The sequence below is a fragment of the Bradyrhizobium sp. AUGA SZCCT0105 genome (genome assembly GCF_018129565.1).
Taxonomy (GTDB): Bacteria; Pseudomonadota; Alphaproteobacteria; order Rhizobiales; family Xanthobacteraceae; genus Bradyrhizobium.
Genome location: NZ_JAFCMK010000004.1, coordinates 307,645 through 330,333 on the forward strand (window position 1 = coordinate 307,645; position 22,689 = coordinate 330,333).

Annotated in this window: 21 protein-coding genes and 1 other RNA gene; 12 read left to right on the forward strand and 10 right to left on the reverse strand. The window is 64.8% G+C overall.

Annotated elements, in window-relative coordinates:
• Nucleotides 1-125 precede the first annotated feature (125 nt).
• Nucleotides 126-1,217: an acyltransferase family protein gene (locus JQ573_RS21015; protein WP_212316885.1), complete on the reverse strand. Its 1,092-nt coding sequence runs from the start codon at nucleotides 1,215-1,217 to the stop codon at nucleotides 126-128.
• A gap of 213 nt (nucleotides 1,218-1,430) precedes the next feature.
• On the opposite strand from JQ573_RS21015, the gene hrpB reads away from it, so the two are divergent.
• From hrpB to JQ573_RS21030, 3 genes are all read left to right on the forward strand, one after another.
• Complete coding sequence (hrpB, locus tag JQ573_RS21020) at nucleotides 1,431-3,899, forward strand: ATP-dependent helicase HrpB (RefSeq protein WP_212316886.1); 2,469 nt, start codon at nucleotides 1,431-1,433, stop codon at nucleotides 3,897-3,899.
• Between the two features lie 183 nt (nucleotides 3,900-4,082).
• Nucleotides 4,083-5,534, forward strand: coding sequence for an NCS1 family nucleobase:cation symporter-1 (locus JQ573_RS21025; protein ID WP_212316887.1), 1,452 nt, complete (start codon nucleotides 4,083-4,085; stop codon nucleotides 5,532-5,534).
• Between the two features lie 189 nt (nucleotides 5,535-5,723).
• Nucleotides 5,724-6,236, forward strand: a complete 513-nt coding sequence (locus tag JQ573_RS21030) for a TIGR02281 family clan AA aspartic protease (protein WP_249132063.1) — start codon at nucleotides 5,724-5,726, stop codon at nucleotides 6,234-6,236.
• Between the two features lie 184 nt (nucleotides 6,237-6,420).
• Here the strand turns inward: JQ573_RS21030 and JQ573_RS21035 are convergent, their stop codons facing one another.
• Complete coding sequence (locus tag JQ573_RS21035; protein ID WP_212316888.1) at nucleotides 6,421-6,813, reverse strand: hypothetical protein; 393 nt, start codon at nucleotides 6,811-6,813, stop codon at nucleotides 6,421-6,423.
• A gap of 170 nt (nucleotides 6,814-6,983) precedes the next feature.
• Entirely contained in the window at nucleotides 6,984-7,550 is a 567-nt protein-coding gene (locus JQ573_RS21040) for a hypothetical protein (protein ID WP_212316890.1), read from the reverse strand.
• A gap of 668 nt (nucleotides 7,551-8,218) precedes the next feature.
• Between JQ573_RS21040 and JQ573_RS21045 the strand changes: the two genes are divergently transcribed.
• Nucleotides 8,219-9,718 (forward strand): phosphomannomutase/phosphoglucomutase, encoded by a 1,500-nt coding sequence (locus JQ573_RS21045; RefSeq protein WP_212316892.1) that lies wholly within the window; start codon nucleotides 8,219-8,221, stop codon nucleotides 9,716-9,718.
• An 85-nt stretch (nucleotides 9,719-9,803) separates the two neighbouring features.
• On the opposite strand, the gene JQ573_RS21050 is transcribed toward JQ573_RS21045, so the two are convergent.
• From JQ573_RS21050 to JQ573_RS21065, 4 genes are all read right to left on the reverse strand, one after another.
• Nucleotides 9,804-10,304, reverse strand: a complete 501-nt coding sequence (locus tag JQ573_RS21050; RefSeq protein ID WP_024578797.1) for an Lrp/AsnC family transcriptional regulator — start codon at nucleotides 10,302-10,304, stop codon at nucleotides 9,804-9,806.
• A 76-nt stretch (nucleotides 10,305-10,380) separates the two neighbouring features.
• Nucleotides 10,381-11,328, reverse strand: coding sequence for a sugar kinase (locus JQ573_RS21055; protein ID WP_212316894.1), 948 nt, complete (start codon nucleotides 11,326-11,328; stop codon nucleotides 10,381-10,383).
• A gap of 78 nt (nucleotides 11,329-11,406) precedes the next feature.
• Nucleotides 11,407-12,357 carry an NAD(+) diphosphatase gene (gene nudC / locus JQ573_RS21060; RefSeq protein WP_212316896.1) on the reverse strand — a complete coding sequence of 317 codons (951 nt, stop codon included), beginning with the start codon at nucleotides 12,355-12,357 and terminating at the stop codon, nucleotides 11,407-11,409.
• 6 nt (nucleotides 12,358-12,363) lie between these two features.
• On the reverse strand, nucleotides 12,364-12,783 hold the full coding sequence (locus tag JQ573_RS21065; RefSeq protein WP_212317260.1) for an HIT domain-containing protein: 420 nt from the start codon (nucleotides 12,781-12,783) through the stop codon (nucleotides 12,364-12,366).
• A gap of 111 nt (nucleotides 12,784-12,894) precedes the next feature.
• On the opposite strand from JQ573_RS21065, the gene ffs reads away from it, so the two are divergent.
• From ffs to JQ573_RS21090, 5 genes are all read left to right on the forward strand, one after another.
• Nucleotides 12,895-12,991: signal recognition particle sRNA small type (gene ffs / locus JQ573_RS21070), an RNA gene on the forward strand.
• Nucleotides 12,992-13,103: 112 nt separating this feature from the next.
• Nucleotides 13,104-14,954 carry a DNA polymerase III subunit gamma/tau gene (locus JQ573_RS21075; RefSeq protein WP_212316898.1) on the forward strand — a complete coding sequence of 617 codons (1,851 nt, stop codon included), beginning with the start codon at nucleotides 13,104-13,106 and terminating at the stop codon, nucleotides 14,952-14,954.
• A gap of 21 nt (nucleotides 14,955-14,975) precedes the next feature.
• Entirely contained in the window at nucleotides 14,976-15,296 is a 321-nt protein-coding gene (locus JQ573_RS21080) for a YbaB/EbfC family nucleoid-associated protein (RefSeq protein WP_092122614.1), read from the forward strand.
• Entirely contained in the window at nucleotides 15,297-15,902 is a 606-nt protein-coding gene (gene recR / locus JQ573_RS21085) for a recombination mediator RecR (protein ID WP_212316900.1), read from the forward strand. It begins immediately after the preceding gene.
• A 147-nt stretch (nucleotides 15,903-16,049) separates the two neighbouring features.
• A complete protein-coding gene (locus tag JQ573_RS21090; protein WP_212316902.1) occupies nucleotides 16,050-16,478 on the forward strand; it encodes a hypothetical protein in 429 nt (142 codons plus the stop codon).
• Between the two features lie 313 nt (nucleotides 16,479-16,791).
• On the opposite strand, the gene JQ573_RS21095 is transcribed toward JQ573_RS21090, so the two are convergent.
• The 3 genes from JQ573_RS21095 to JQ573_RS21105 form a co-directional block, all read right to left on the reverse strand.
• Nucleotides 16,792-18,162, reverse strand: a complete 1,371-nt coding sequence (locus JQ573_RS21095; protein WP_212316904.1) for an AmpG family muropeptide MFS transporter — start codon at nucleotides 18,160-18,162, stop codon at nucleotides 16,792-16,794.
• A gap of 77 nt (nucleotides 18,163-18,239) precedes the next feature.
• A complete protein-coding gene (locus JQ573_RS21100) occupies nucleotides 18,240-18,545 on the reverse strand; it encodes a GIY-YIG nuclease family protein (RefSeq protein ID WP_212316905.1) in 306 nt (101 codons plus the stop codon).
• A 272-nt stretch (nucleotides 18,546-18,817) separates the two neighbouring features.
• Entirely contained in the window at nucleotides 18,818-20,026 is a 1,209-nt protein-coding gene (locus JQ573_RS21105; protein ID WP_212316907.1) for a DNA recombination protein RmuC, read from the reverse strand.
• A gap of 170 nt (nucleotides 20,027-20,196) precedes the next feature.
• Between JQ573_RS21105 and def the strand changes: the two genes are divergently transcribed.
• The 3 genes from def (at nucleotide 20,197) to truA (ending at nucleotide 22,640) form a co-directional block, all read left to right on the forward strand.
• Nucleotides 20,197-20,724, forward strand: coding sequence for a peptide deformylase (gene def / locus JQ573_RS21110; protein WP_076864526.1), 528 nt, complete (start codon nucleotides 20,197-20,199; stop codon nucleotides 20,722-20,724).
• A 132-nt stretch (nucleotides 20,725-20,856) separates the two neighbouring features.
• Nucleotides 20,857-21,792 carry a methionyl-tRNA formyltransferase gene (gene fmt / locus JQ573_RS21115; RefSeq protein WP_212316909.1) on the forward strand — a complete coding sequence of 312 codons (936 nt, stop codon included), beginning with the start codon at nucleotides 20,857-20,859 and terminating at the stop codon, nucleotides 21,790-21,792.
• Nucleotides 21,793-21,902: 110 nt separating this feature from the next.
• Nucleotides 21,903-22,640, forward strand: a complete 738-nt coding sequence (gene truA, locus JQ573_RS21120; protein ID WP_212316911.1) for a tRNA pseudouridine(38-40) synthase TruA — start codon at nucleotides 21,903-21,905, stop codon at nucleotides 22,638-22,640.
• Nucleotides 22,641-22,689 lie beyond the last annotated feature (49 nt).

Here is a 22,689-nt window from a genome sequence, read left to right on the forward strand (position 1 = left end):
ATTGTTTCGTCGCGGCTCCGGCGACGAAACATTCGGGACCAAAAAGCCAGTCATTTCAATGTACGGAAAATTGGAACAGGCCGGTTCGCCCTCGGTGGAACGAATCCGGGCCATGACTTTTGGCACTATTCGGCCGCCTGCAGCGCGGGCGCTGCCTTTTTCGGGGCAATCCAGAACGCATCGGGCCGCTCGAACAGGAAATTGGCCCGGACCGCCAGCGCCAACCGCCAGATCAGGAGGGAGCCTGCGACGCCGATTGCAGTGACGATCAGCGCGACCAGGCCGATGTCGTGGATGACATCGAACCGCAGCAGAAGGGTGCGGGTCGCGGCCATCGGCAGGAAGAAGGCGAGGTAGATCACGATCGAGTGCTCGCCGCAGAAGCGCAGGAAGCCGAGCCAGTGCGCGCGCGCCAGCAGCGTGCCGGTCACGATGATCGCGCAGGCACCGGCCAGGCCGAGCGCCAGCGAGACGACCGGCCATTCACTGATATCGAGCGCGACCAGGCTACCATTGACGAGCGCCCAGAGCCCAAGCCCGAGCAGCGCAAATGCAGGCCGCGCCCGCGCGCGGTCCGACAGCGCGAACACGTAAGCAGCGAGCACATAGCCGGCGAAGAAGTAGACGAAGCGGGCGCAGAACTCGTCGATCACGGTCCAGCCGGTCACGACATGCGCGCTCTCCAGCGCCGCGGCAACCAGCCAGATCGCGAGCGGGTGGATGTTGCGCGTGAGCTTGGTGACGACGAAGAAGATCGGCAGCAGATAGATGAACCAGAGCGTGCCGAACGGCTCGATGAAGGCCTCGAGATATTGCAGCCCGACAGCGGCCCAGCCCGCCTCGGCGGCCAGCGACGGCGCCTTGAAGCCGAACTGGATCGTCACCCACAGCACGTAGAAATAAGCGAAGTGCATCACCTTGCGGTCGAGATAGGTGCGCCAATCGCGATCGATCACGACCGACAGGAACAGTCCCGAGATCAGGAAGAAGTCCGGCATCCGGAACGGTTTTGCGAACATCACGACATAATGCATGAAGCCGGTCTGCTCGAAGGCCTTCTCGACCCCCAGCACCGAATGCATCATCACCACCATGACGATGCAGATGCCCTTGGCATAGTCGACCCAATCGACGCGCGCGGCCGCGTTCCCAAGTGATCGATCAAGGGATCGATCAAGGGAACGATCTGTCGCAGCCTGTGTGCCGTTTGTGGTCATCCTTGTCCCGTTCCGGCGTGATCGCGCGCATCATCGGCCCGATCGGTTGCTTTCTCCTTTATCCATACAAAGGATGTGCCGCCGAACCCGGCGCTATCCCCGGTTCCCTGTCACCGGCGAATGGTCTAAGAGGCCCGGAAATCCTAGAAGAAGCCGTGCTTCGTTAACCACAGGACGCAGGTCGGCCGAGGGCCGCTGCCGCGATGAGACCGCTTGCCGCACCAATTCGATAGCCCGCTGCCGATCGACGCCGTGCTCGATGAGCTCGACCGCACGCTCGATCGCCACAATGCCGCCGTGCTGGTCGCGCCGCCGGGCGCCGGCAAGACCACGCGCGTGCCGCTGGCATTGCTCGATGCGCCGTGGGCCAAAGGCAAAAAGATCATCGTGCTGGAGCCGCGCCGCATCGCCGCGCGCGCCAGCGCCGAGCGGATGGCGAAGACGCTCGGCGAGCGGCCCGGGGAGACCGTCGGCTATCGGGTGCGCTTCGGCTCAAAGGTGTCGCGCGCGACGCGGATAGAGGTCGTCACCGAAGGCATCTTCTCGCGCCAGATCCTCGACGATCCCGAACTCACCGGCGTCGCCGCGGTGCTGTTCGACGAATTCCATGAGCGCTCGCTCGATGCCGATCTTGGGCTGGCGCTGGCACGCGACGCGCAAACCGGCCTGCGCGAGGACCTGCGCATCCTCGTGATGTCGGCAACGCTCGACGGCGCGCGCGTTGCAAGGCTGCTCGGCGACGCGCCTGTGGTCGAGAGCGAGGGGCGCGCCTTCCCGGTCGAGACCCGCTACGTCGGCCGCAAGGTCGACGCGCCGCTGGAGCGGCAGATGGCCGAGACGATCGCGACCGCGTTGCGCGCCGATGCCGGCTCGGTGCTTGCCTTCCTGCCGGGCGCGGCCGAGATCCGCCGCACGCAGATGTTTCTCGCCGAGCGCGTGCATGACGCCTCGGTCGAGATCGTGCCGCTGTTCGGCGCGCTCGATGCCGCCGTGCAGGATCGCGCCATCGCGCCGGCGCCGAAGGGGATCCGCAAGGTGGTGCTGGCGACCTCGATCGCCGAGACCTCACTGACCATCGAGGGTGTGCGCATCGTGGTCGATTCCGGCCTGGCGCGGGTGCCGCGCTACGAACCGGATATTGCGCTGACCCGGCTCGAGACCGTGCGGGCCTCGCGCGCCGCGGTCGATCAGCGCCGCGGCCGCGCCGGCCGTACCGAGCCCGGCGTCTGCTACCGTCTCTGGGACGAGCCGCAGACCGCCTCGCTCCCGGCCTACACCGCGCCCGAGATCCTCTCGGCTGATTTGTCCTCGCTGGTGCTCGACCTCGCGCAATGGGGCGTCAGCGATCCCGCGAGCCTGGCCTTCCTCGATCCGCCGCCGGCACCGGCGTTGAAGGAAGCGAGATCGCTGCTCGGCGAGCTCGGTGCGCTCGACGACGACAGCCGCATCACCGAGGAGGGCAAGAACCTGCGCGCGCTGGCGCTGCCGCCGCGGCTGGCGCGCATGATCGTGGACTCCGCGCGCTTCGGCGCGGGCGAAGAGGCGGCCGAGATCGCCGCGGTGTTGACCGAGCGCGGGCTCGGCGGCGACAGCGTCGATCTCGACCACAGGCTCGACCAGTTCCGCCGCGACCGCTCGCAGCGCGCATCGAGCGCGCGCAGCTTGGCTGCGCGCTGGGCCTCGCAGGTGAAGCCGGCGGTGAGCGAGCAGAAGGATCTCTCGACCGGCGTGATGCTGGCCTTTGCGTTTCCGGACCGTGTCGCCAAAAACCGCGGCAATGGCAGTTTCGTACTGGCCAATGGTCGCGGCGCCGCCGTCGAGCAGACCGCGGCGCTGGCGCGGGTGCCCATGATCGCGGTTGCCGAACTGACGGGGACGGCTGCGAACGGCCGCATCCTGCTGGCGGCGCCGATCACCCAGGACGAGATCGAGCAGCGCTTCGCCGATCAGATCGAAAACGTCGAAGAGGTGACGTTCGACCGCGGCGCGATGGCACTGCGCGCGCGCCGCAGGCGTTCGCTGCATGCGATCACGCTGTCGGAAGCGCCGATGTCGCTCAAGCCATCGGCCGAGACCGCGCGCGTGTTCGCCGACGGCCTGATCGCTGCGGGGCTCGACCGGCTGCCGTGGTCGAAGCATTCGAAACAGTGGCGCGATCGAATCATGTTCCTGCGCAAGGCCGAGGACGAAAGCTGGCCCGATCTGTCGGACACGGCGCTTGCCGCGCGCGCCGACGACTGGCTGGTGCCGGCGCTCTACGACAAGACCGCGCTGAAGGATCTGTCCGCCGGTGACCTGTCGGACGCGCTGATGACGCTGTTGCCATGGGAGTTGCGGGCGCGGCTTGATCGCGAGGCGCCGACGCATTTCGAGGCGCCGACCGGAACGCAGCTTACAATCGATTACGAGGCCGAGCAGGGCCCGACCATCGCGGTGCGGCTGCAGGAGCTGTTCGGGCTCAACGCCCATCCCTCGATCGCCAGGGGCGCGGTGCCGCTGGTGCTGGAACTGCTGTCGCCGGCGCAGCGTCCGGTGCAGGTGACGCGCGACCTGCCGGGTTTTTGGCGCGGCAGTTACGCCGCGGTGCGTTCCGACCTGCGCGGCCGCTATCCGCGCCATCCCTGGCCGGAAGATCCCGCCAGCGCGATGCCGACAAGGCGCGTGAAACCGCGCGGCACTTGATGCCGGCGCAAACGCGCAGCGTGGTTGCGCCTGAAGGGTTGCATTTCCTTTATTCGCCGGGACGACTCCGAGTCTCCCTTTTCCGGCGCATGCTTGATCGGTTGCGCTGGCGAGCGCCGGCAAACGGTGGTTAGATTTACAGGCTGGGATGGGATCACGGGCTCGCACATTGGGGACGCTGCCATGGAGATCAAGAACGCATCGCCGTCGCTGTACAACGAAGACCTGGCGCCGGCCAAGGAACGCAATTGGGGCGCCTTCAGCATCTTCAACGTCTGGACCTCGGACGTGCATAGCCTGTGGGGCTATTATCTCGCCGCCAGCCTGTTCCTGCTTTGCGGCAGCTTCGTCAACTTCATCATCGCGATCGGCGCCGGCTCGCTGGTGATCTTCGTGCTGATGAGCCTGATCGGCAACGCCGGCGTCAGGACCGGCGTGCCCTATCCGGTGCTGGCGCGGGCCTCGTTCGGGATCTGGGGCGCCAACATTCCGGCGCTGGTGCGTGCCATCGTCGCCTGCTTCTGGTACGGCGCGCAGACCGCGGCGGCCTCGGGCGCGATCGTCGCGCTGCTGACCCGCATCGACAGCTTCAAGGCGTTCCACCAGACGAGCCACGTGCTCGGCCATTCCACGCTCGAGGTGATCTGCTTCGTGGTGATCTGGGCATTGCAGCTCCTGATCATCCAGCGCGGCATGGAGACGGTGCGGCGCTTCCAGGACTGGGCAGGGCCGGCGGTGTGGCTGATGATGTTGATCCTTGCGATCTACCTCTGCATCGCGGCCGGCGGCATCTCGCTCACCGCGCCGATCCCGCAGGATGTGCTGCTGGAGAAGACCAAGGAGGCCGGCGTGCCCGGCGTGCCCGGCTCCTTCCCGGCGCTATGCGCCGTCGCTGCGACCTGGATCACCTATTTCGCCGCGCTCTATCTCAATTTCTGCGACTTCTCGCGCTACGCGCCCGACGTGCACGCGCTGCGCAAGGGCAATATCTGGGGCCTGCCGGTCAACCTGATCCTGTTCTCGCTGGTCGCCGGCGTCACCACGATCGCGGCGTTCAACGTCTATCACGAGGTGCTGCTGCATCCCGACCAGATCTCGGCCAAGTTCGACAGCTGGTTCCTGGCGCTGCTCGCCGCGGTCACCTTCGCGGTGGCGACGCTCGGCATCAACGTGGTCGCCAACTTCGTCTCGCCGGCGTTCGATTTTTCCAACGTGTTTCCGCGCCATATCGACTTCAAGAAAGGCGGCTACATTGCGGCGCTGATCGCGCTCGCGCTGTATCCGTTCGCGCCCTGGGAGGGCAGCGCCGCCTCGTTCGTCGGGCTGATCGGCGCGACCATGGGGCCGATCTACGGAATCATGATGGTCGACTATTATCTGATCGCCAAAGGCCGCGTGAACGTGCCGGCGCTGTATCAGGAGAACGGCGAATATCGCTTCCAGAACGGCTGGAACGTCAGCGCCCTGATTGCAGCCGCCGTCGGCGCGCTGTTCTCGTCGGTGCTGCCGAACTTCACCTCGCTCCTGCCGGCCTGGTGGGCGGTCTATGGCTGGTTCTTCGGCGTCGGGATCGCGGGCGCGGTCTATTACGCGCTGCGCGTGGCGATGCCGAGCCCGGTCGCCAAGACGGCCTGAAAGACCGCCTGAGGGGCGGCAAATTCGGTCCGGGCGAGGCGGTCGATGACATTCGGCCGCCTCAGCGGGCTCGCATTAACTGTTCGCTCATCCTTTTCGCCAAAATGGCAGGCTCGCGCCGCCACCCTCGCTCGCGGCGGGGCGTCCGGCGTGGTGAAATTGCGTGTTCGGTTTTCCGAGTATGGTGTCATGCGTAACCTGATGATTTTCGCGGCCATCCTGATCGGGCTGGGCACCTTCATGGCCCAGATGGCCAGCAAGATGGCGCCCGCCGCCGCGACCACCGCCAAGCAGAGCATCACCCCCGCCGTCACGGTGGCGCAGGTCAGCGCCCGCACGCTCAGCATCGCGCCCGATCCGCGCGGTCACTTCGCGACCGACGGTCGGATCGACGGCCAGCGCATCAACTTCATGGTCGACACCGGCGCCTCTGTGGTGGCCCTGAACGAGACCTCGGCCGCGCGCTTCGGCCTGCGTCCGGTGCCGGGCGATTACACCTCGCGCGTCACCACCGCCAACGGCACCATCAAGGCGGCGCGGGCCCATCTCGCCATGATCGAGATCGGCGGCCTCACCGTGCGCGACGTCGATGCGCTGGTGCTGCCGGACGAGGCGCTGTCCGAAAACCTGCTCGGCCTGTCCTTCCTGTCCAAGCTGAAGCGCTTCGAATATGCCAACGGCAAATTGTTGCTGGAGCAATAGGCAGCACTTTCACGCTGAGGGGGGAATTCAGGGCGCTGCTTGTTCACATTTTGGGAATGGGAGGGTAGTCGAGTCGATCTTCGCAACGGCGCGGCATTTGCGCCAGACGTTCGCGGGCAACATCAGACCTGAGGCGCTTGCGCAGAGTGTCGAGCTGGTCTCCCGGCGGACTCACCGTAAAACTCTATTGCGGAGTTACCTCCACGCACTGAGCGGGGTCTGAAATGCAGAACTCAGTTTTCCCGGTAGTCTGATCGATTTTCCAAGAGCCTAACACTGGCAATCCGCCAAAAATGTTTGAAATCCCTCCCTGTACGTTAGGTCCTTTGTCGGTTGGTTTCTCTGGAAAGCCGGGCCTCTCGGTGCATTGACCGGTCAATTGCTTGGTCTCGGCGTCGAGGACTGCGGTGCAATGATGAAGCTTCTGGTTCTTGTGGTCGAGGCGTTCGACAGCATAATGGTTTACCCCAGTCTCCACAGTCGCAAACTCAGCGAAAATTTCATAATCCGCAGCGAGCCCAACGGTCGCCGTCACGGTTAGCGAAAGTGCGAGTATCCCGGTCTTCAGAAGCTTCATAAGACCTCTCCATGTCCTCCCCTGTGATGCGCGAACCTCGGCGAAGCGAGCTTCTAGCCGGCCCTTGGTCCCGTTTCGCCAACTCACATCTTGCCAATTGGCATTGGTCTGTATGTGTTCGGCCGCCATCGACAATACATCGGGAATGTGCCCGCTCGGCCGGCGGTTATTCAGTAGCCCTTGTACTCTCTGACACTCAGGAGGTTTGGATTATCTTCTACCGGGGTCGCTACCAACAAGCCAGTTGGGTCGGCAGCGGTGATTGTTCTCAAATTATTGCTACCGGGTTCTGAGAACGTTAGCGTGTGTCCATAAACCCCACCGAAATTCGTGGGTTTGGCGCTGTCAGTGGCAGCAATTGTGAGATTACGGTTCGCAGTAGTAACCTGAGGGCCTTCTGGCGGAGTGCCAGTCGAGTTTCTTGCGTAAATGTAGCTGTCAACTTTACCGTTCTCAAGCAAGGGAATTGCGCGACCGTGTGATGGAAGAGCGTCTGTTGGCGTCGGATTGGCGTGGCCGCTAAACGGAGCGGTTTTGGCGGCGCCTTGATCCAAAGTCGGACCGGCTCCCGCTGGGGGCTGTTGCTGCGCCGGGCCTTGCGGCTGCGCTTGATCTTGTTGAATCTGTGCCTGTTGAATTACGCTATCCGCGGCGAACGGATCGTGGTCAACGGGAACGAGCGAGTAGTCATCGAAATCCGGCTGATGGTCCACCGGCACCAGAGAGTAATTGGGCATCGATCATCACCTGTGGATATTGCGCACGCCTTCGGGCGCGTGCGTGCGTGACCGCACCCTCGCGGAGAAGGCTGGGTTGGCTTTATGTGTTGAAGGCAAGTGCTTGAGTGATGGCTTGCGCGAGGGCGCGGAAGTGTCGCTTCCGGCTCGGCTTGCCCATCGTGCTCGCCGGGCGCCCGCCTGTCGGCGGGGTCGGCCCTGGCTGTTAGCCAGTTCGGTTCGCTGCGGTGGCCAATTGCGGCGCGCTCGGCAGTGTATTGGCCGACAGCGTCCTGTCCGATTCAAAAAGCCCGCAGCGGATTTTCCGGTGCGGGCTCAATTGTTGCGACGATGAAAATGTACCCGTGAGTTGCCCGACGTGTCAATTGTTCGACGCGCAGATTGCGGAGCGCCGGGAGCGGCTGAAATAACAACCGCACGGCAATGCCTGTCGATGCCTGGCGCCGCCCCTGCAGAAACCATGCTGGGTCGGAGCGATGAGCGGTCAAGCAGCTCGTAGGGCGCAACAGCGTGGCGTGTTGCGCCGCCGCGCAAGGATGGGTGGATGACCCGACGCCAAATCTGCCGTAATTATTAGCCACAAGCCGTCAATCCTGCCTTCCGCCGCGGCGATGCATTCGCTAAAGCCAGCGGCATTGTCCCTCCGCATTTCCACGAGGCCATTCCTGATGTTTCCCAAGCCGAAACCCGCACTGATTCCGAATACCTATGCTTTCGAATCCGAGCCGATGGTGAAGCCGACCGGGTTTCGCGAATACGACGCGCGCTGGCTGTTCAACAAGGAAATCAATTTGATGGGCGTTCAGGCGCTGGGCATGGGGCTCGGCGCGCTGATCGCGGAGCTCGGGGTCAAACAGGAGATCGTCACCGGCCACGATTTCCGCGGCTACTCAGCGTCGATCAAATACGCGCTGATATCAGGCCTGATGGCGGCGGGCTGCAAGGTGCACGACATCGGGCTCGCGGTGACGCCGATGGCCTATTTCGCGCAGTTCGATCTCGACGTGCCCTGCGTCGCGATGGTCACCGCCTCGCACAACGACAATGGCTGGACCGGCGTCAAGATGGGCGCCAACCGTCCGCTCACCTTCGGCCCCGACGAGATGACGCGGCTGAAGCAGATCGTGCTCAGCGCCGACTTCAACAACAAGGCCGGCGGCTCCTATCAATTCCATGAAAACTATCCGGCGCGCTACATCGCCGACCTCACCAGCCGGCCGAAGCTGAAGCGCAAGCTGAAGGTGGTGGCGGCCTGCGGCAACGGCACCGCGGGCGCGTTCGCGCCGCAGGTGCTGGAGGCGATCGGCTGCGAGGTGATTCCGCTCGACACCGAGCTCGATCACACCTTTCCGAAATACAATCCGAATCCCGAAGACATGGAGATGCTGCACGCGATCCGCGATGCGGTGCTGGCGCACAAGGCCGATGTCGGCCTCGGCTTCGACGGTGACGGTGACCGCTGCGGCGTGGTCGACAACACCGGCGAGGAGATCTTTGCCGACAAGGTCGGCGTCATGCTGGCGCGCGACATGTCGGCGATCAACGCCAACGCGCAGTTCGTCGTCGACGTGAAGTCGACCGGGCTGTTCGTGACCGATCCCGTCTTGCAGAAGCAGGGTGCCAACACCGTCTACTGGAAGACCGGGCATTCCTACATGAAGCGCCGCACCAACGAGCTCGGCGCGCTCGCCGGCTTCGAGAAGTCCGGCCACTTCTTCTTCAACAAGCCGTTCGGCCGCGGCTATGACGACGGCCTGGTGTCGGCGATCGCGATCTGCGAGATGCTCGATCGCGCGCCCGGCAAGTCGATGGCCGACCTGAAGGACGCGCTGCCGAAGACCTGGTCGTCGCCGACCATGTCGCCGCATTGTGCCGACGAGGCGAAATACGGCGTGGCCGACGCGGTCGTGAAGCACTTCGAGACGCTGCAGCAGCAGGGCGCGCAGGTCGCGGGCCAGAACATCCGTGATCTCGTCACCGTCAACGGTGTGCGCGTCACGGTCGCGGACGGCAGCTGGGGCCTGGTGCGCGCGTCCTCGAACAAGCCGGAGCTCGTGGTCGTGGTGGAAAGCCCGGTCAGCGAGCAGCGCATGCGCGACATGTTCGAGGCGATGGATTCCGTGCTGCGCACGCACCCCGAGGTCGGTGAATACAATCAGAAGATCTGAGGCGGGACTTTCCGCAAATCAACTCGTCATCGCCCGGCTCGACCGGGCGATGACGGCGATGTGGATCGGCGATCGCGCTCTCGGCTTACGCCGCCGGCACCGGCAGCGCGGTCACCGACTTGATCTTCTCCATCGCGAAGCGCGAGGTGACGTTCTTCAGCGGCACGGCCGAGATCAGCTTCTTGTAGAACACGTCGTAGGCCTGCATGTCGGCGACCACGACGCGCAGCATGTAGTCGACGTCGCCGGCCATCCGGTAGAACTCCATCACTTCGGGCATGGCGCTCACGGCGTCGGCGAATTTGCGCAGCCAGGCTTCCGAATGGTCGGCGCTCTCGACCGAGACGAACACGGAAATCCCGAGCCCGATCTTGTTCTGATCGACCAGCGCCACGCGGCGCAGGATCACGCCGTCGGCCTCGAGCCGCTGGATGCGCTTCCAGCACGGCGTCGACGACAGCCCGACCCGGTCGCCGATTTCGGCGACGGAAAGCGAGGCATCCTCCTGCAGCACGGTCAGGATCTTGCGATCGATGGCGTCGAGGCGGCGGTTGTTGTCATGAAGCTGAATGGCGACATCGGTCATAGAAGAAAGTTCCACATGAAGGTTCAAACTCCCTCATATAGAGAAAAATCTTCCAAATCAAGCGGGTCGTGGCCGCTCAGGCCAGCCGGGCGTCGGCGTGTTCGCCCAAAAACGCTTCAACTTCAGTACGTTGCGGTGCGGCATAAGCGCCCCCGAACCGGGTGCATTTCAGCGCTGCGGCGGCGGACGCGAAGCGAAGCGCCTGCCGCAACTCCTGCTTCTCGGTGATGGCCAGCGCAAACGCCCCGTGGAAGACGTCGCCGGCGCCCAGCGTGTCGACGGTATGGACCGGGAAGGCCGCCGTCTCCTCGAGCCCGCCCTTCTCATTGAGCCAGATCGTGCCCTGCGGGCCGCGGGTGCCGGCCAGGAAGGAGGGGGTGAGCTTGGCGAGCTTTTGCAGCGCCTGGCCGTCGTCGGTGACATCGGCGGTCTGCTGCAGCGGCTCGCTGGAAAACACCAGATGGGACGAGGCGGTCAGCAGTCCTTCCCGCATCGACATCGCGCGATCGACGTCGACCACCACGGGAATGCCGCGTTTGACGGCCTCGGCGCACAGCTCGGTGCAGAACGGCGCGCAGCGGCTCTCGGTCAGGATCGCCGCGCAATCCTCCAGCAGCAGCTCGGTCGGCGGCAGCTTGACCTTCCACAGCTCGGGATCGCGGAAGGTGACGATGGTGCGCTCGCCGGTGTCGTCGATCATGATCGCCGAGATCGGGGTGACCAGGTCCGGCATGTGGATGAGATGGTTGGTCTCGATGCCCTCCTGGGCCAGCTTGTCGAAGATGTAGCGGCTCGAGGTCTCCCGCGAATCACCCATCGGTCCGCAGATCGCGGCGCGGCCGCCCAGCCGGACGATGCCGATGGCGGCGTTCAGCGCGTTGCCGCCGCAGATCTCGTCGAAATGGGTCGCGTTCTCCTTGGAGCCGCGGGCCGGAACGTTGACGCGGAAGGTCAGGTCGCGCACCGGCAGGCCGATGCAGAGGATGCGGGGCGGGACTTTCGGGGCGCCGTCTTGAAAATTCATGCAAAGGTCCGTCGCAATGGTTCCGTCTACTGCCAAGCAGTACGCAGATCTAATCGGCAGAACGATGTCCGGTTCCCGCTATTGGTCCAACGGATTTCGGTGGTGCACCCAGCGGCCGAGCAAATGATGGGCAATCGCGAACGGATGCGGGCCGGCCAGGCCGTCGGGATGCTGGCGCTTGAGCATCAGCGTCGCCTCCGCATGGTCGAACCAGCGCGCATCCTCCAGCTCGGTGCGGTCGACCACGATGTCCTCGTTGGTCGCACGCGCGGTGCAGCCGATCATCAGCGATGACGGATAGGGCCAGGGCTGCGTCATGTAATAATTGACGTCGGTGCAGCGGATGCCGGACTCCTCGAAAATCTCGCGCCGTACCGCATCCTCGATGGTTTCGGCAGCTTCGACGAAGCCGGCGAGGCAGGAATACATCCCGGGCATGAACTGCTTCTGCCGGCCGAGCAGCACCTTGTCGCCCGAGGTCACCAGCATGATCACGACCGGATCGGTGCGCGGGAAGTGCTCGGCCTTGCAGCTCGGGCATTCGCGCTTCCAGCCGCCGTCCTTCATCGTCGTGCGGGTGCCGCAGTTCGCGCAGAAGCCGTGGCGCTGATGCCAGGTCACCATCGATTTCGCCATCGCGATGGCCGAGAGCTGCTCCGGCGGCACCACGCCCTGCATCGCCATGCCGCGCAATTCGGTGATCGCAACATCAGGACGCCCGACCAGCTTCTCGGCCGCCTGCGGCGCGATCCCCATGCCGAAGACCGGCGCAGCATCGCGCAAGCCCAGGAAGATCGTGCCGGGATTGGCGCCAAAGCCGCGGGCCTCCTCCAGCGAGAGCAGCGCGCGGGCCCCGCCATCCTCCTGCTTCACGACCAGCGAGTCGCGGTAGATCACGTAGGCTCTGGCCTCGCGGTGGCCCTCCAGGGCGAACAGCTTCTCGTCATTGCTGCGCAGATGCGCGGCGCGGTCCAGAACATGGGTGACGAAGGCCGGCTGGCCAAGCGGAAATGAATCGGATGCAGACATCGAAAATCAACCCAACCAGATCTTGCGGCGAAGCGCGCTGATGAAATTCTGCACTTCCTCGGCGTCATGCGCCAGCGGCGGCATTACGCCCCAAACGGGACGCGGCCATGCAGCGTCGCTGGTGCGGCGCGCGATGACGTGGACGTGCAGTTGCGGGACGAGGTTGCCGAGGGCTGCGACATTCAGCTTGTCGCACTTGGTGACCTCCTTCAGGGCCCGCGAGACGCGGGTGATCTCCGTCATCAGCTGCGCCTGCTCGACCTCGTCGAGGTCGATGATCTCGACCGCGCCGTCGCGCCGCGGCACCAGCAGCAGCCAGGGATAATGCGCATCCTTGATGACGAGCACCTTGCACAGCGGCAGGTCGCCGATGTCGACGGTGTCTTTCTTGAGCTGCGAATGCAGCGACCAGTTGGTGGCGGGCATGAGGCGCAAGTAATGCCTTTCCGTGTTCCCAGACAAGCCCCACAAAGCCAGCCTTACAAAGCCGGGTCAGGCCGCTTGCTTTCCGGCGGTTTTGGCCCCAAATAGGGACCGGGAGATTGGCGGTGGACGAGCCACTCGCCAACCGGGTCAGGTCCGGAAGGAAGCAGCCCTAACGAGGTCCGGATCGGGTCGCTCGTCAGTCTCCTACCTGTTTTTCCGAGCGAATCGTGCTGGAATGGCGGTCTCCGCGCCCGGCGCTCGATTTCGGCTCCTATCCGCACGCCGGCCGAAGAGACAATTCCCAAGTTGCGGATCGATGCATGAATGACGCTGGCGACCCCTCCCAACCGTCCGACGGCGCAGGCAAGGCAAGCCTTGACGGCGGTTTTGATTTGGGTGGCGCGCCTGATACGGCCAAGCCGTACCGCGTTCTCGCCCGCAAATACCGCCCCTCCAGCTTCGAGGATCTGATCGGCCAGGAGGCCATGGTCCGCACCGTCTCGAACGCGTTCGAGACCGGGCGGATTCCGCAGGCCTGGATCCTCACCGGCGTCCGCGGGGTCGGCAAGACCACCACCGCGCGCATCCTCGCCCGCGCCCTGAATTACGCGAAGCCGGACGGCTCGGTGAAGGGGCCGACCATCCACATGCCCGACCTCGGCGTGCACTGCCAGGCGATCATGGAAAGCCGGCACATGGACGTGCTGGAGATGGACGCTGCGTCCCACACCGGCGTCGACGATGTCCGCCAGATCAATGACAGCGTGCGCTATGCGCCGGCCAGCGCGCGCTACAAGGTCTACATCATCGACGAAGTCCACATGCTGTCGACGGCGGCCTTTAACGCCTTCCTGAAGACGCTGGAGGAGCCGCCGGAGCACGCCAAGTTCGTGTTCGCCACCACCGAAATCCGCAAGGTTCCGATCACGGTGCTGTCGCGCTGCCAGCGCTTCGACCTGCGCCGCGTCGAGGCCGACGTGCTGATGAAGCATCTCGGCAACATCGCGGCCAAGGAAAACGTCGAGGTCGAGCCCGAGGCGCTCGGCATCATCGCGCGCGCCGCCGAAGGCTCGGTGCGCGATTCGCTGTCGCTCTTCGACCAGGCGATCGCGCATGCCGCAGGCATCGTGAAGGCCGATGCGGTCAGGCAGATGCTCGGCCTCGCCGACCGCACCCGCGTCATCGATCTGTTCGATTCGCTGGCGCGCGGCGATCTCGCCAGCGCCTTTGCCGAATTCCGCGCGCAATACGATGTCGGCGCCGATCCGGTCGTGGTGCTGTCCGACCTTGCCGAGTTCGTCAATTTCGTCACCCGCGTCAAGTTCGTGCCGGGAACCGCGGACAACGTCGCGTTCGGCGAGACCGAGCGGGTGCGCGCGCGCGAATTCGCCGCAAAGCTATCGACGCGGGTGCTGTCGCGGATGTGGCAGATGCTGCTCAAGGGCATCGCAGAAGTGCAGACCGCGACGCGGCCTGCCGCCGCCGCCGAGATGGTGCTGGTGCGGATCGCCTATGTCGCCGATCTGCCAACGCCGGATGAAGCGATCCGGATGATGGTCGAGCAGAATGGCGGCGGCGCGGCGCCCGCGACGTCGGGTTCTACCGCATCGTCAGCGCCACGCGGCGCGCCGGCCTCGACGATGTCGGCCATGCCGTCTGCGCGGGCACCGCAGGGTGCGCCGCGCGCCGATCTCGCCGCGCGTCCGCAGATGGCGGCCCCGGTCGCCGATGCCGCGCCGGCGCTGCGCATCACCAGCTTTCCTCAATTGATCGCGCTCGCCGGCGAGAAGCGCGACATCATGACCAAGAGCGCGCTGGAGGCCGATGTGCGGCTGGTGCGCATCGAGGATGGCCAGCTCGAGATCGGCCTTGAGCCGAAGGCGCAGCGCGCGCTCGTCACCGATCTGTCGCGCAAGCTCGAACTGTGGACCGGGCGGCGCTGGACCGTGATCATCTCCAACGAGGCCGGCCAGCCTACGGTGCGTTCGCAGAACGAATTGGCGCGCAGCGAGCATCAGCGTACTGCCGAGGCCGATCCGCGCGTGCAGGAGGTACTGGCGCGCTTCCCCGGCACCAAGGTGGTCGAGGTCCGCCGCCTTGCCGCCGAGGTTCCGGTAGCGGATGCGACCGGCGAAGACCCGATTGAAACTTCCGACAACGACGACGATTGATCTGGCGATAGGAACGCACGCATGGCTGATTTTCTCGGCATGATGAAACAGGCAGCACAGCTGCAATCCAAGATGCAGGCGATGCAGGAAGAGCTCGGCAATGTCGAGGTCGAGGGCATCTCCGGCGGCGGCCTGGTCGCCGTGCGCATGACCGCGAAGATGGAAGTGAAGGGCATCAAGATCGATCCGTCGCTGATGAAGCCGGAGGAGCGCGAAGTGCTCGAGGATCTGCTCGTCACAGCGCATGGCGATGCGCGCCGCAAGGCCGAGACGGCGATGCAGGAGAAGATGATGGCGCTCACCGGCGGGCTCGGCCTGCCGCCGGGATTTGGTCCGACCTAAATGGCTGCGAGCGTTGCCGGCCCCGAGATTGAACGCCTGATCCAGTTGCTGGCGCGGCTGCCCGGGCTCGGGCCGCGTTCGGCGCGGCGCGCGGCGCTGCATCTGATCAAGAAGCGCGAAGCCCTGATGACGCCGCTGACCGCGGCGCTGCAGGTTGCGATCGACAAGATCCAGGTCTGCAAGACCTGCGGAAACATCGATACACAAAACCCCTGCACGGTCTGCACCGATCCGCGCCGCGATCCCTCGATCATCGTCGTGGTCGCCGATGTCGCCGATCTCTGGGCGCTGGAACGCGCCAGTGCGACCAATGGACGTTATCACGTGCTCGGCGCAACGCTGTCGCCGCTCGACGGCGTCGGTCCGCAGGATCTCACCATCGATCAGCTGGTGGCGCGCGCGCATGCGCCCGAGGTCAGCGAGATCATTCTGGCGCTCAATGCGACCGTCGATGGCCAGACCACCGCGCACTACATCACCGACCTCTTGTCGGAGGCCAATGTGCGGGTGACGCGGCTGGCGCATGGCGTGCCGGTCGGCGGAGAGCTTGATTATCTCGATGAAGGTACGCTATCGGCTGCGATGCGGCAGCGGACGCTGTTCTAGCAAGCGATCCGGGAGCCGGACGCGGCATTGTTCGCCAGGCGATCGGCGACAATCCAAAAAGATCGCGCCGAAACAAAATGATAGGGTGGATGACGATTTGGGGACGGTCATCCACGCTCTGACGAATCAAGTACGGAACCACTGCAAATGACGACACACCGATTCGGCGTACGCTTGGCCGTTGCGCTTCTGGCGACAGCCTTTGCTGCGCCCTGCGCGCTCGCACAGCAGAGCGACACACCGCAGAAGCCCGGCAAGATGATCCGGGCCGGCGACGTGCTGTCGGGGGAACTCGGCGTCATGAAGGTGCGCGACACCAAGAACCGCGGCAAGCGCGTCGCGACCTACCAGATCACCAGCGAGCCGCGCCGCCTGCCGCCGCCGAACGGTCTCTGCAACCTCGAAACCGGGCCGGAAACCTTTCAGCTGATTCCGACCAACGACGCCCAGGCCGCGCAGCTCAAGAGCCTCTCCGGCAAGGCCATCTCGGTGAAGGTCGACGAGATCGCCTGCGCCAAGGACGCCGGCGAGATGAGCGAAGCCATCGTCACCAAGTGGAGCGTGGTGGCGAAGTAGCTGCCTCAATTGCGGTGTCATCGCCCGGATGCGTAGGTGATGACACTGCGGTGTTTCTTGAGTTGCGACCCATCCTCATCGTCGTCCTGGCGAAGGCCAGGACCCATAACCACCGGCCTTGGTTGTCGGATGGATTGCGGCCCCAACGTCGCGCAACAATTTGCATTTGGGGTAATGGGTCCTGGCTTTCGCCAGGACGACGCACGGAGAGAGCCCGTAGCCCGGATGGAGCGAAGCGAAATCCGGGACAGCTTTGCAAATTGAGAGACTTCCCCGGATTGCGCTTCGCTTCATCCGGGCTACGGCGGCTGAGCTAAACCCTGACCGGTCCCAGCTCATCGAAATGTCCGCGCCGCTGCAGCCAGGCGAGCAGGATCAGGCTCGGGATCGCGACCAGCACGCAGATCACGAAGAACATTTGCCAGCCGACGGCCTTGGCCACATAGCCCGCGCCCGACGACAGATAGGTGCGGCCGACCGCGGCGAGCGCCGTGAGCAGCGCATACTGGGTCGCGGTGTGCAGCGGATTGCGGCACAGCGCCGAAAGGTAGGCGACGAAGATCACGGTGCCGATCGCGCTGGTGAAATTCTCCGCGGTGATCGCAAGCGCCAGCGCCCATTGATCGACGCCGACATGCGCGAGCCAGGAGAACGAAAGGTTGGCGACCGCCTGCAGCACGCCGCCGATCCACAGGCTGGTCGCGAGCGAATAACGCCGCGCCACGAAGCCGCCGGCAAAGCCGCCGATCAAGGTCGCGGCAAGGCCGACGCCCTTCACGATCGCCGCGTAATCGACCTTGGAAAAGCCGATGTCGATCACGAACGGTGCGGTCATGGTGCCCGAGAACGCGTCGGTGAACTTGAACAGCACCACGAAGGCGAGCGCCGCCAATGCGTCCTTGCGGCTGAGGAACTCGGAGAATGCGCCGAGCGCCGCGTGCAAGACGCGTTCGGCCGCGGTCTGCGCATGCGTGGCGGCCTCCGCGCCTTTCGATTGGGCCGGCTCGGTCGCAGCAAGCGCGGTGACGATGCCGATCACGACCAGCGCCGCCATCACCACATAGCCCCACATCCACGCCGACGGGCGCACGAGGCCGGCGGACTCGAAGCCGCTGACGATGAACAGCGCGCCGGCGGTCGAGACCAGCATGCCGATGCGATAGGCCGCGACATAGGATGCCATGCCGGCAGCCTGCTCGCTCTCCGGCAGGCTTTCGACGCGGAAGGCATCGACCACGATGTCCTGCGTCGACGACGCGGTCGCGACCAGCAACGCGGCGAACGCCGCGAACCACGGCGACCGCGCGGGATCGGCCATCGCCAGCACCAGGATCGTCGCGATCAGCAACAGCTGCGAGAGCAGCAGCCAGCCGCGGCGGCGACCGAAGATCTGCGTGAACAGCGGCACGTGCAGCGCATCGACCAGCGGTGCCCAGAGGAACTTCAGCGTGTAGGGCGTGCCGATCAGCGCCAGCAGCCCGATGGTGCCGAGATCGACCCCGGCCTCCTTCATCCACACCTGCAGCGTCGAGCCCGACAGCGCCAGCGGCAGGCCCGAGGAGAAGCCGAGCAGCAGCACGATCAGCACCCGCGGCTGCAGATACACCGCAAAGCTGTCGCGCCAGGAGGTGGCGGCGGGGACGGTCGTTTCCGGCTTTGTCGCGGTCGCTTCGGGCGCGGTCATACCCCCTGTTAGCAGATTCGAGCCGCAAAGACGGTGTCATCGCCCGGCTTGACCGGGCGACCCAGTATTCCAGAGGCCTATCCGCCGCCACCGGCGATCTCTGCGTAAAGATCAATCCAGTCTGGATTGTCCTTCTCGATCAGCGAAATCTTCCATGCGCGCGGCCATTTCTTGAGCCGCTTCTCGCGCTTTATCGCGTTCTCGGGATCGTCGAACTGCTCGAAATAAACGAGCTTCACCACATCATATTTCTCAGTGAAACTTTGGACGAGTTTCAGCTTGTGCTCGCCGACGCGACGAATGAGATCATTTGTCACACCGATGTAGAGCGTGCCGCCGATGCGGCTGGCGAGAATGTAGACGTAGTAGCTGCGTGCTCCCAAATTTCCGCCTCTGGGATACTGGATCGCCCGGTCGAGCCGGGCGATGACACCTGATTATGCCGTGCGATCTGCGGTCATCAACATTCTCCAGGTGCGGTCACAGAGAAGTTGCTACCGGATTCGGCCCCAAAAAGACTGTCATCGCCCGGCTCGACCGGGCGATCCAGTATTCCAGAGGCCTATCCGCCACCTGCGGCTATTTTTGGATAAAGCCGGGCGATGACACACCGATTGGGCGGCGCAAGCGCGCCACGCAAATTCTAAAGCAACATTCACTCCCCCGCCTGCAGCTTGCGCGGGGCGGGGAACAGCTCGGGCGTGCTGGCCTTTACGAAGCGCGGGACCTCGATCGGGGTCTCGGACTTGCTGAAGTCGAGTTCCTCGATGCGGCCGGCGCGCTTTTCGATCTTGTCGGCGGAGATCAGGATCTGCCTGACGTCCTCGTTGACCTGGCCGAAGTGGTTTTGCAGCTTGAGCACGCGATCACGCAGGCGGCTGAGGTCGTCGCCGAGATGCATCACCTCGTTGCGGATCTGGTCGGCGGCGTCGCGGATGCGGGCGTCCTTCAGGATCTGCTGCATCACCTGGATCGCCAGCATCAGCAGCGAGGGCGACACCAGCACGACCCGGGCGCGATAGGCCTTCTGGACCACGTCGTCGAAGCCGTCATGGATTTCGGCATAGACCGATTCCGAGGGTACGAACATCAGCGCGGTGTCCTGGGTCTCGCCCGGGATCAGGTATTTCTCCGCGATGTCGCTGACATGCTTCAGCACGTCGGCGCGCAGCCGCTGGCTGGCGAATTTGCGCTCCTCGTCGCTGCGCGCGTCGTGCAGCGCGGTCATGGCCTCGAGCGGGAATTTCGCGTCGATGCAGAGCGGACGCTGGTCGGGCAGGAACACGACGCAGTCCGGCCGCTTGCCCGACGTCAGCGTATACTGGAACTCGAACGAGCCCTTCGGCATGCCGTCCTGGACGATCGCTTCCATCCGCGCCTGGCCGAAGGCGCCGCGCGATTGCTTGTTGGCGAGCACGTCGCGCAACGTCGTCACCTGGGTGGTGAGCTCGTTGAGGTTCTTGTGGGCGTGATCGATGATGCCGAGCCGCTCGTGCAGCACGCGCAGCGAATCCATCGTGTTGCGCGTGGTCTGTTCCATCGATTGGCCGACCCGGTGGGTCACCGAATCCAGCCGCTCGTTGACGGCACGGGCCATCTCGGCCTGACGGCCGGCCAGTGCCTGCCCCATCGCGTCGACCCGCCCCGAGGCCTCGCTCTGGGCCCGCAGCATGTCGGCAAGCCGCTCCTCCAGCTCGTCGGCGCGGACGGCCTGGGCCATCGCCAGTTCCGCGCCGCGCCGGCTGGCGCGCGCGATCACCACGGCGATGGCGAACAGCAGGATCAGCGCCAGTGCGCCAAGGCCGATCAACGCGTCGGAGACACGGACGGGAAGGTCGCCAATCGTGAGGAGAATCTCGTTCATGTCGGCAGTTGTAGCCGATTCGGCGTTGCCGCCGAACGAAAAGGGAACATTTATGGTAAACAGTCCCTTAAATTCCTTGGTTAATCTTGCGTGAAGAAACGTGGTTAAGGCTGCCCTAACCGGTTCCTGAGCGCATTGACCCCATGAAGTCAGCAGCTTAAATCGCCGCCATGGCATTACGAGAAATCATCATCCTGCCGGACAAGCAGTTGCGTCTGGTGTCGAAACCGATCGAGAAGGTGACGCCGGAGATCCGCAAGCTCGCCGACGACATGCTCGAGACCATGTATGACGCGCCCGGCATCGGGCTCGCGGCGATCCAGGTCGCGCAGCCGCTGCGGCTGATCACCATGGACCTCGCCAAGCGCGACGAGAACGGCGAGACCACGCCGCAGCCGCGGGTGTTCATCAATCCGGAGATCATTTCGCACTCGGAGGAGCTGTCGGTCTACGAAGAGGGCTGCCTGTCGATCCCCGAATATTACGAGGAGGTCGAGCGCCCGGCGCGGGTGCGCCTGCGCTTCACCGACCTCGACGGCAAGCTGCATGAGGAGGATGCGGAGGGGCTCTATGCCACCTGCATCCAGCACGAGATCGACCATCTCAACGGCGTGCTGTTCGTGGACTATCTGTCGAAGCTGAAGCGCGACCGCGTCTTCAAGAAATTCGAGAAGGCCGCCAAGCGCGCGGCTGAGTAGGCGCGCACTCCGCCGTCATGCCCGGGCTTGACCCGGGCATCCACGTCTTCCTTCTGGGAGACCAAAGACGTGGATGGCCGGGACAAGCCCGGCCATGACGAAGATTGGATCCTCCCGGAAGAATCTGACCGCATGCCTCTCCGTCTGATCTTCATGGGCACGCCCGATTTCGCGGTGCCGACGCTGCTGGAGCTGGTGGCCCATGGCCATGAGGTCGTAGCGGTCTATACCCGCGCGCCGAAGCCGGGCGGACGGCGCGGCCTGCAGTTGCAGCCGACACCGGTCGAGCAGGAGGCGCGCCGCCTCGGCATTCCCGTGCTGACGCCGAAAACCCTGAAGACACCGGAAGCGCTCGAGGAGTTTCGCGCGTTTGACGCGGATGCCGCTGTCGTCGTCGCCTACGGCATGATCCTGCCGCAGGCCATCCTCGATTCGCCGAAGCTCGGCTGCTTCAACCTCCATGCCTCGCTATTGCCGCGCTGGCGCGGCGCCGCGCCGATCAACCGCGCCATCATGGCGGGCGATGCCGAGAGCGGCGTGATGGTGATGAAGATGGATGTCGGCCTCGACACCGGCGACGTCGCGATGGCCGAGCGGCTGCCGATCTCGGACAGCATGACGGCATCCGACCTGCACGACGCGCTGGCGCCGCTCGGCGCCGATCTGATGGTGCGCGCGATGGGCGCGCTGCAGCGCGGCGGGTTGCAGCTGACGAAGCAGAGCGAGGCCGGCGTCACCTACGCCGCCAAGATCGAGAAGGCCGAGGCGCGGATCGACTGGAAGCAGCCCGCGCATGCGGTGCTACGGCACATTCACGGGCTTTCGCCGTTCCCCGGCGCCTGGTGCGAGCTTTTGGGCGAGGGTGAACCGGTGCGGCTGAAAATCCTGCGCTGCGAGCTTGCTAAAGGCTCGGGCCAACCGGGCGATGTGCTCGACGATACCTTTGCGATCGCCTGCGGCGATGGCGCGGTCCGGATTCTCGAACTGCAGCGCGCCGGCAAGGCGCCGATGAAGGCGGCGGACTTTTTGCGCGGCACACCGCTGAAGCCGGGGGCGAAGGTGTCCTGAGATTGTCATGCGCGGGCTTGACCCGCGCATCCATCTCGAAAAGAAGCTTGTCCTGAAGAGGATGGATTGCCGGGTCAAGCCCGGCAATGACGGCCAAACCAGATTGAACGATGCCCCGCTACAAGCTCACCATCGAATATGACGGCACGCCGTTCTCCGGCTGGCAGATCCAGGACAATGCACCGACCGTGCAGGGCGCGCTGGAGACGGCGGTCAAGGCGATCTGCGGCGAGGACGTGCGCGTCCATGGCGCCGGGCGTACCGATGCCGGCGTGCATGCGCGCGGCCAGGTCGCGCATTGCGACATCGCCAAGCATTTTCCGCCCGGCCGCTTCCGCGACGGGCTGAACGCGCATCTGCGGCCCAATCCGATCGGCGTGCTCGCGGCTGACATCGTGCCCGACGATTTCGAGGCACGGTTCTCGGCGATCAAGCGGCACTATCTCTATCGCATCACCAACACCCGCGCGAACCTCGCGCTGGACGTCAGTCGCGTCTGGCGCGTGCCGCGTGCGCTCGATGCCGACGCGATGCACGCCGCCGCGCAGCGCCTCCTCGGCAAGCACGATTTTACCACCTTCCGCGACACCGAGTGCCAGGCCAGGTCGCCGGAGAAGACGCTCGATCAGCTCGACGTCGCGCGCGAGGGCGACGCGATCAACATCGTGACGTCGGCGCGCTCGTTCCTGCACAGCCAGGTGCGTTCGATGGTGGGATCGCTGGTCTGGGTCGGCGAGGGCCGCTGGAGTGCGGACGATCTCTTTGGCGCACTCGCCGCCCGCAACCGCGCCGCCTGCGGCCCCGTGGCGCCGCCGGACGGGCTCTATCTGATGCGGGTGGATTATTAGGCGGTGTGAATGATCTGGTAGGATGGGTAGAGCGAAGCGAAACCCATCA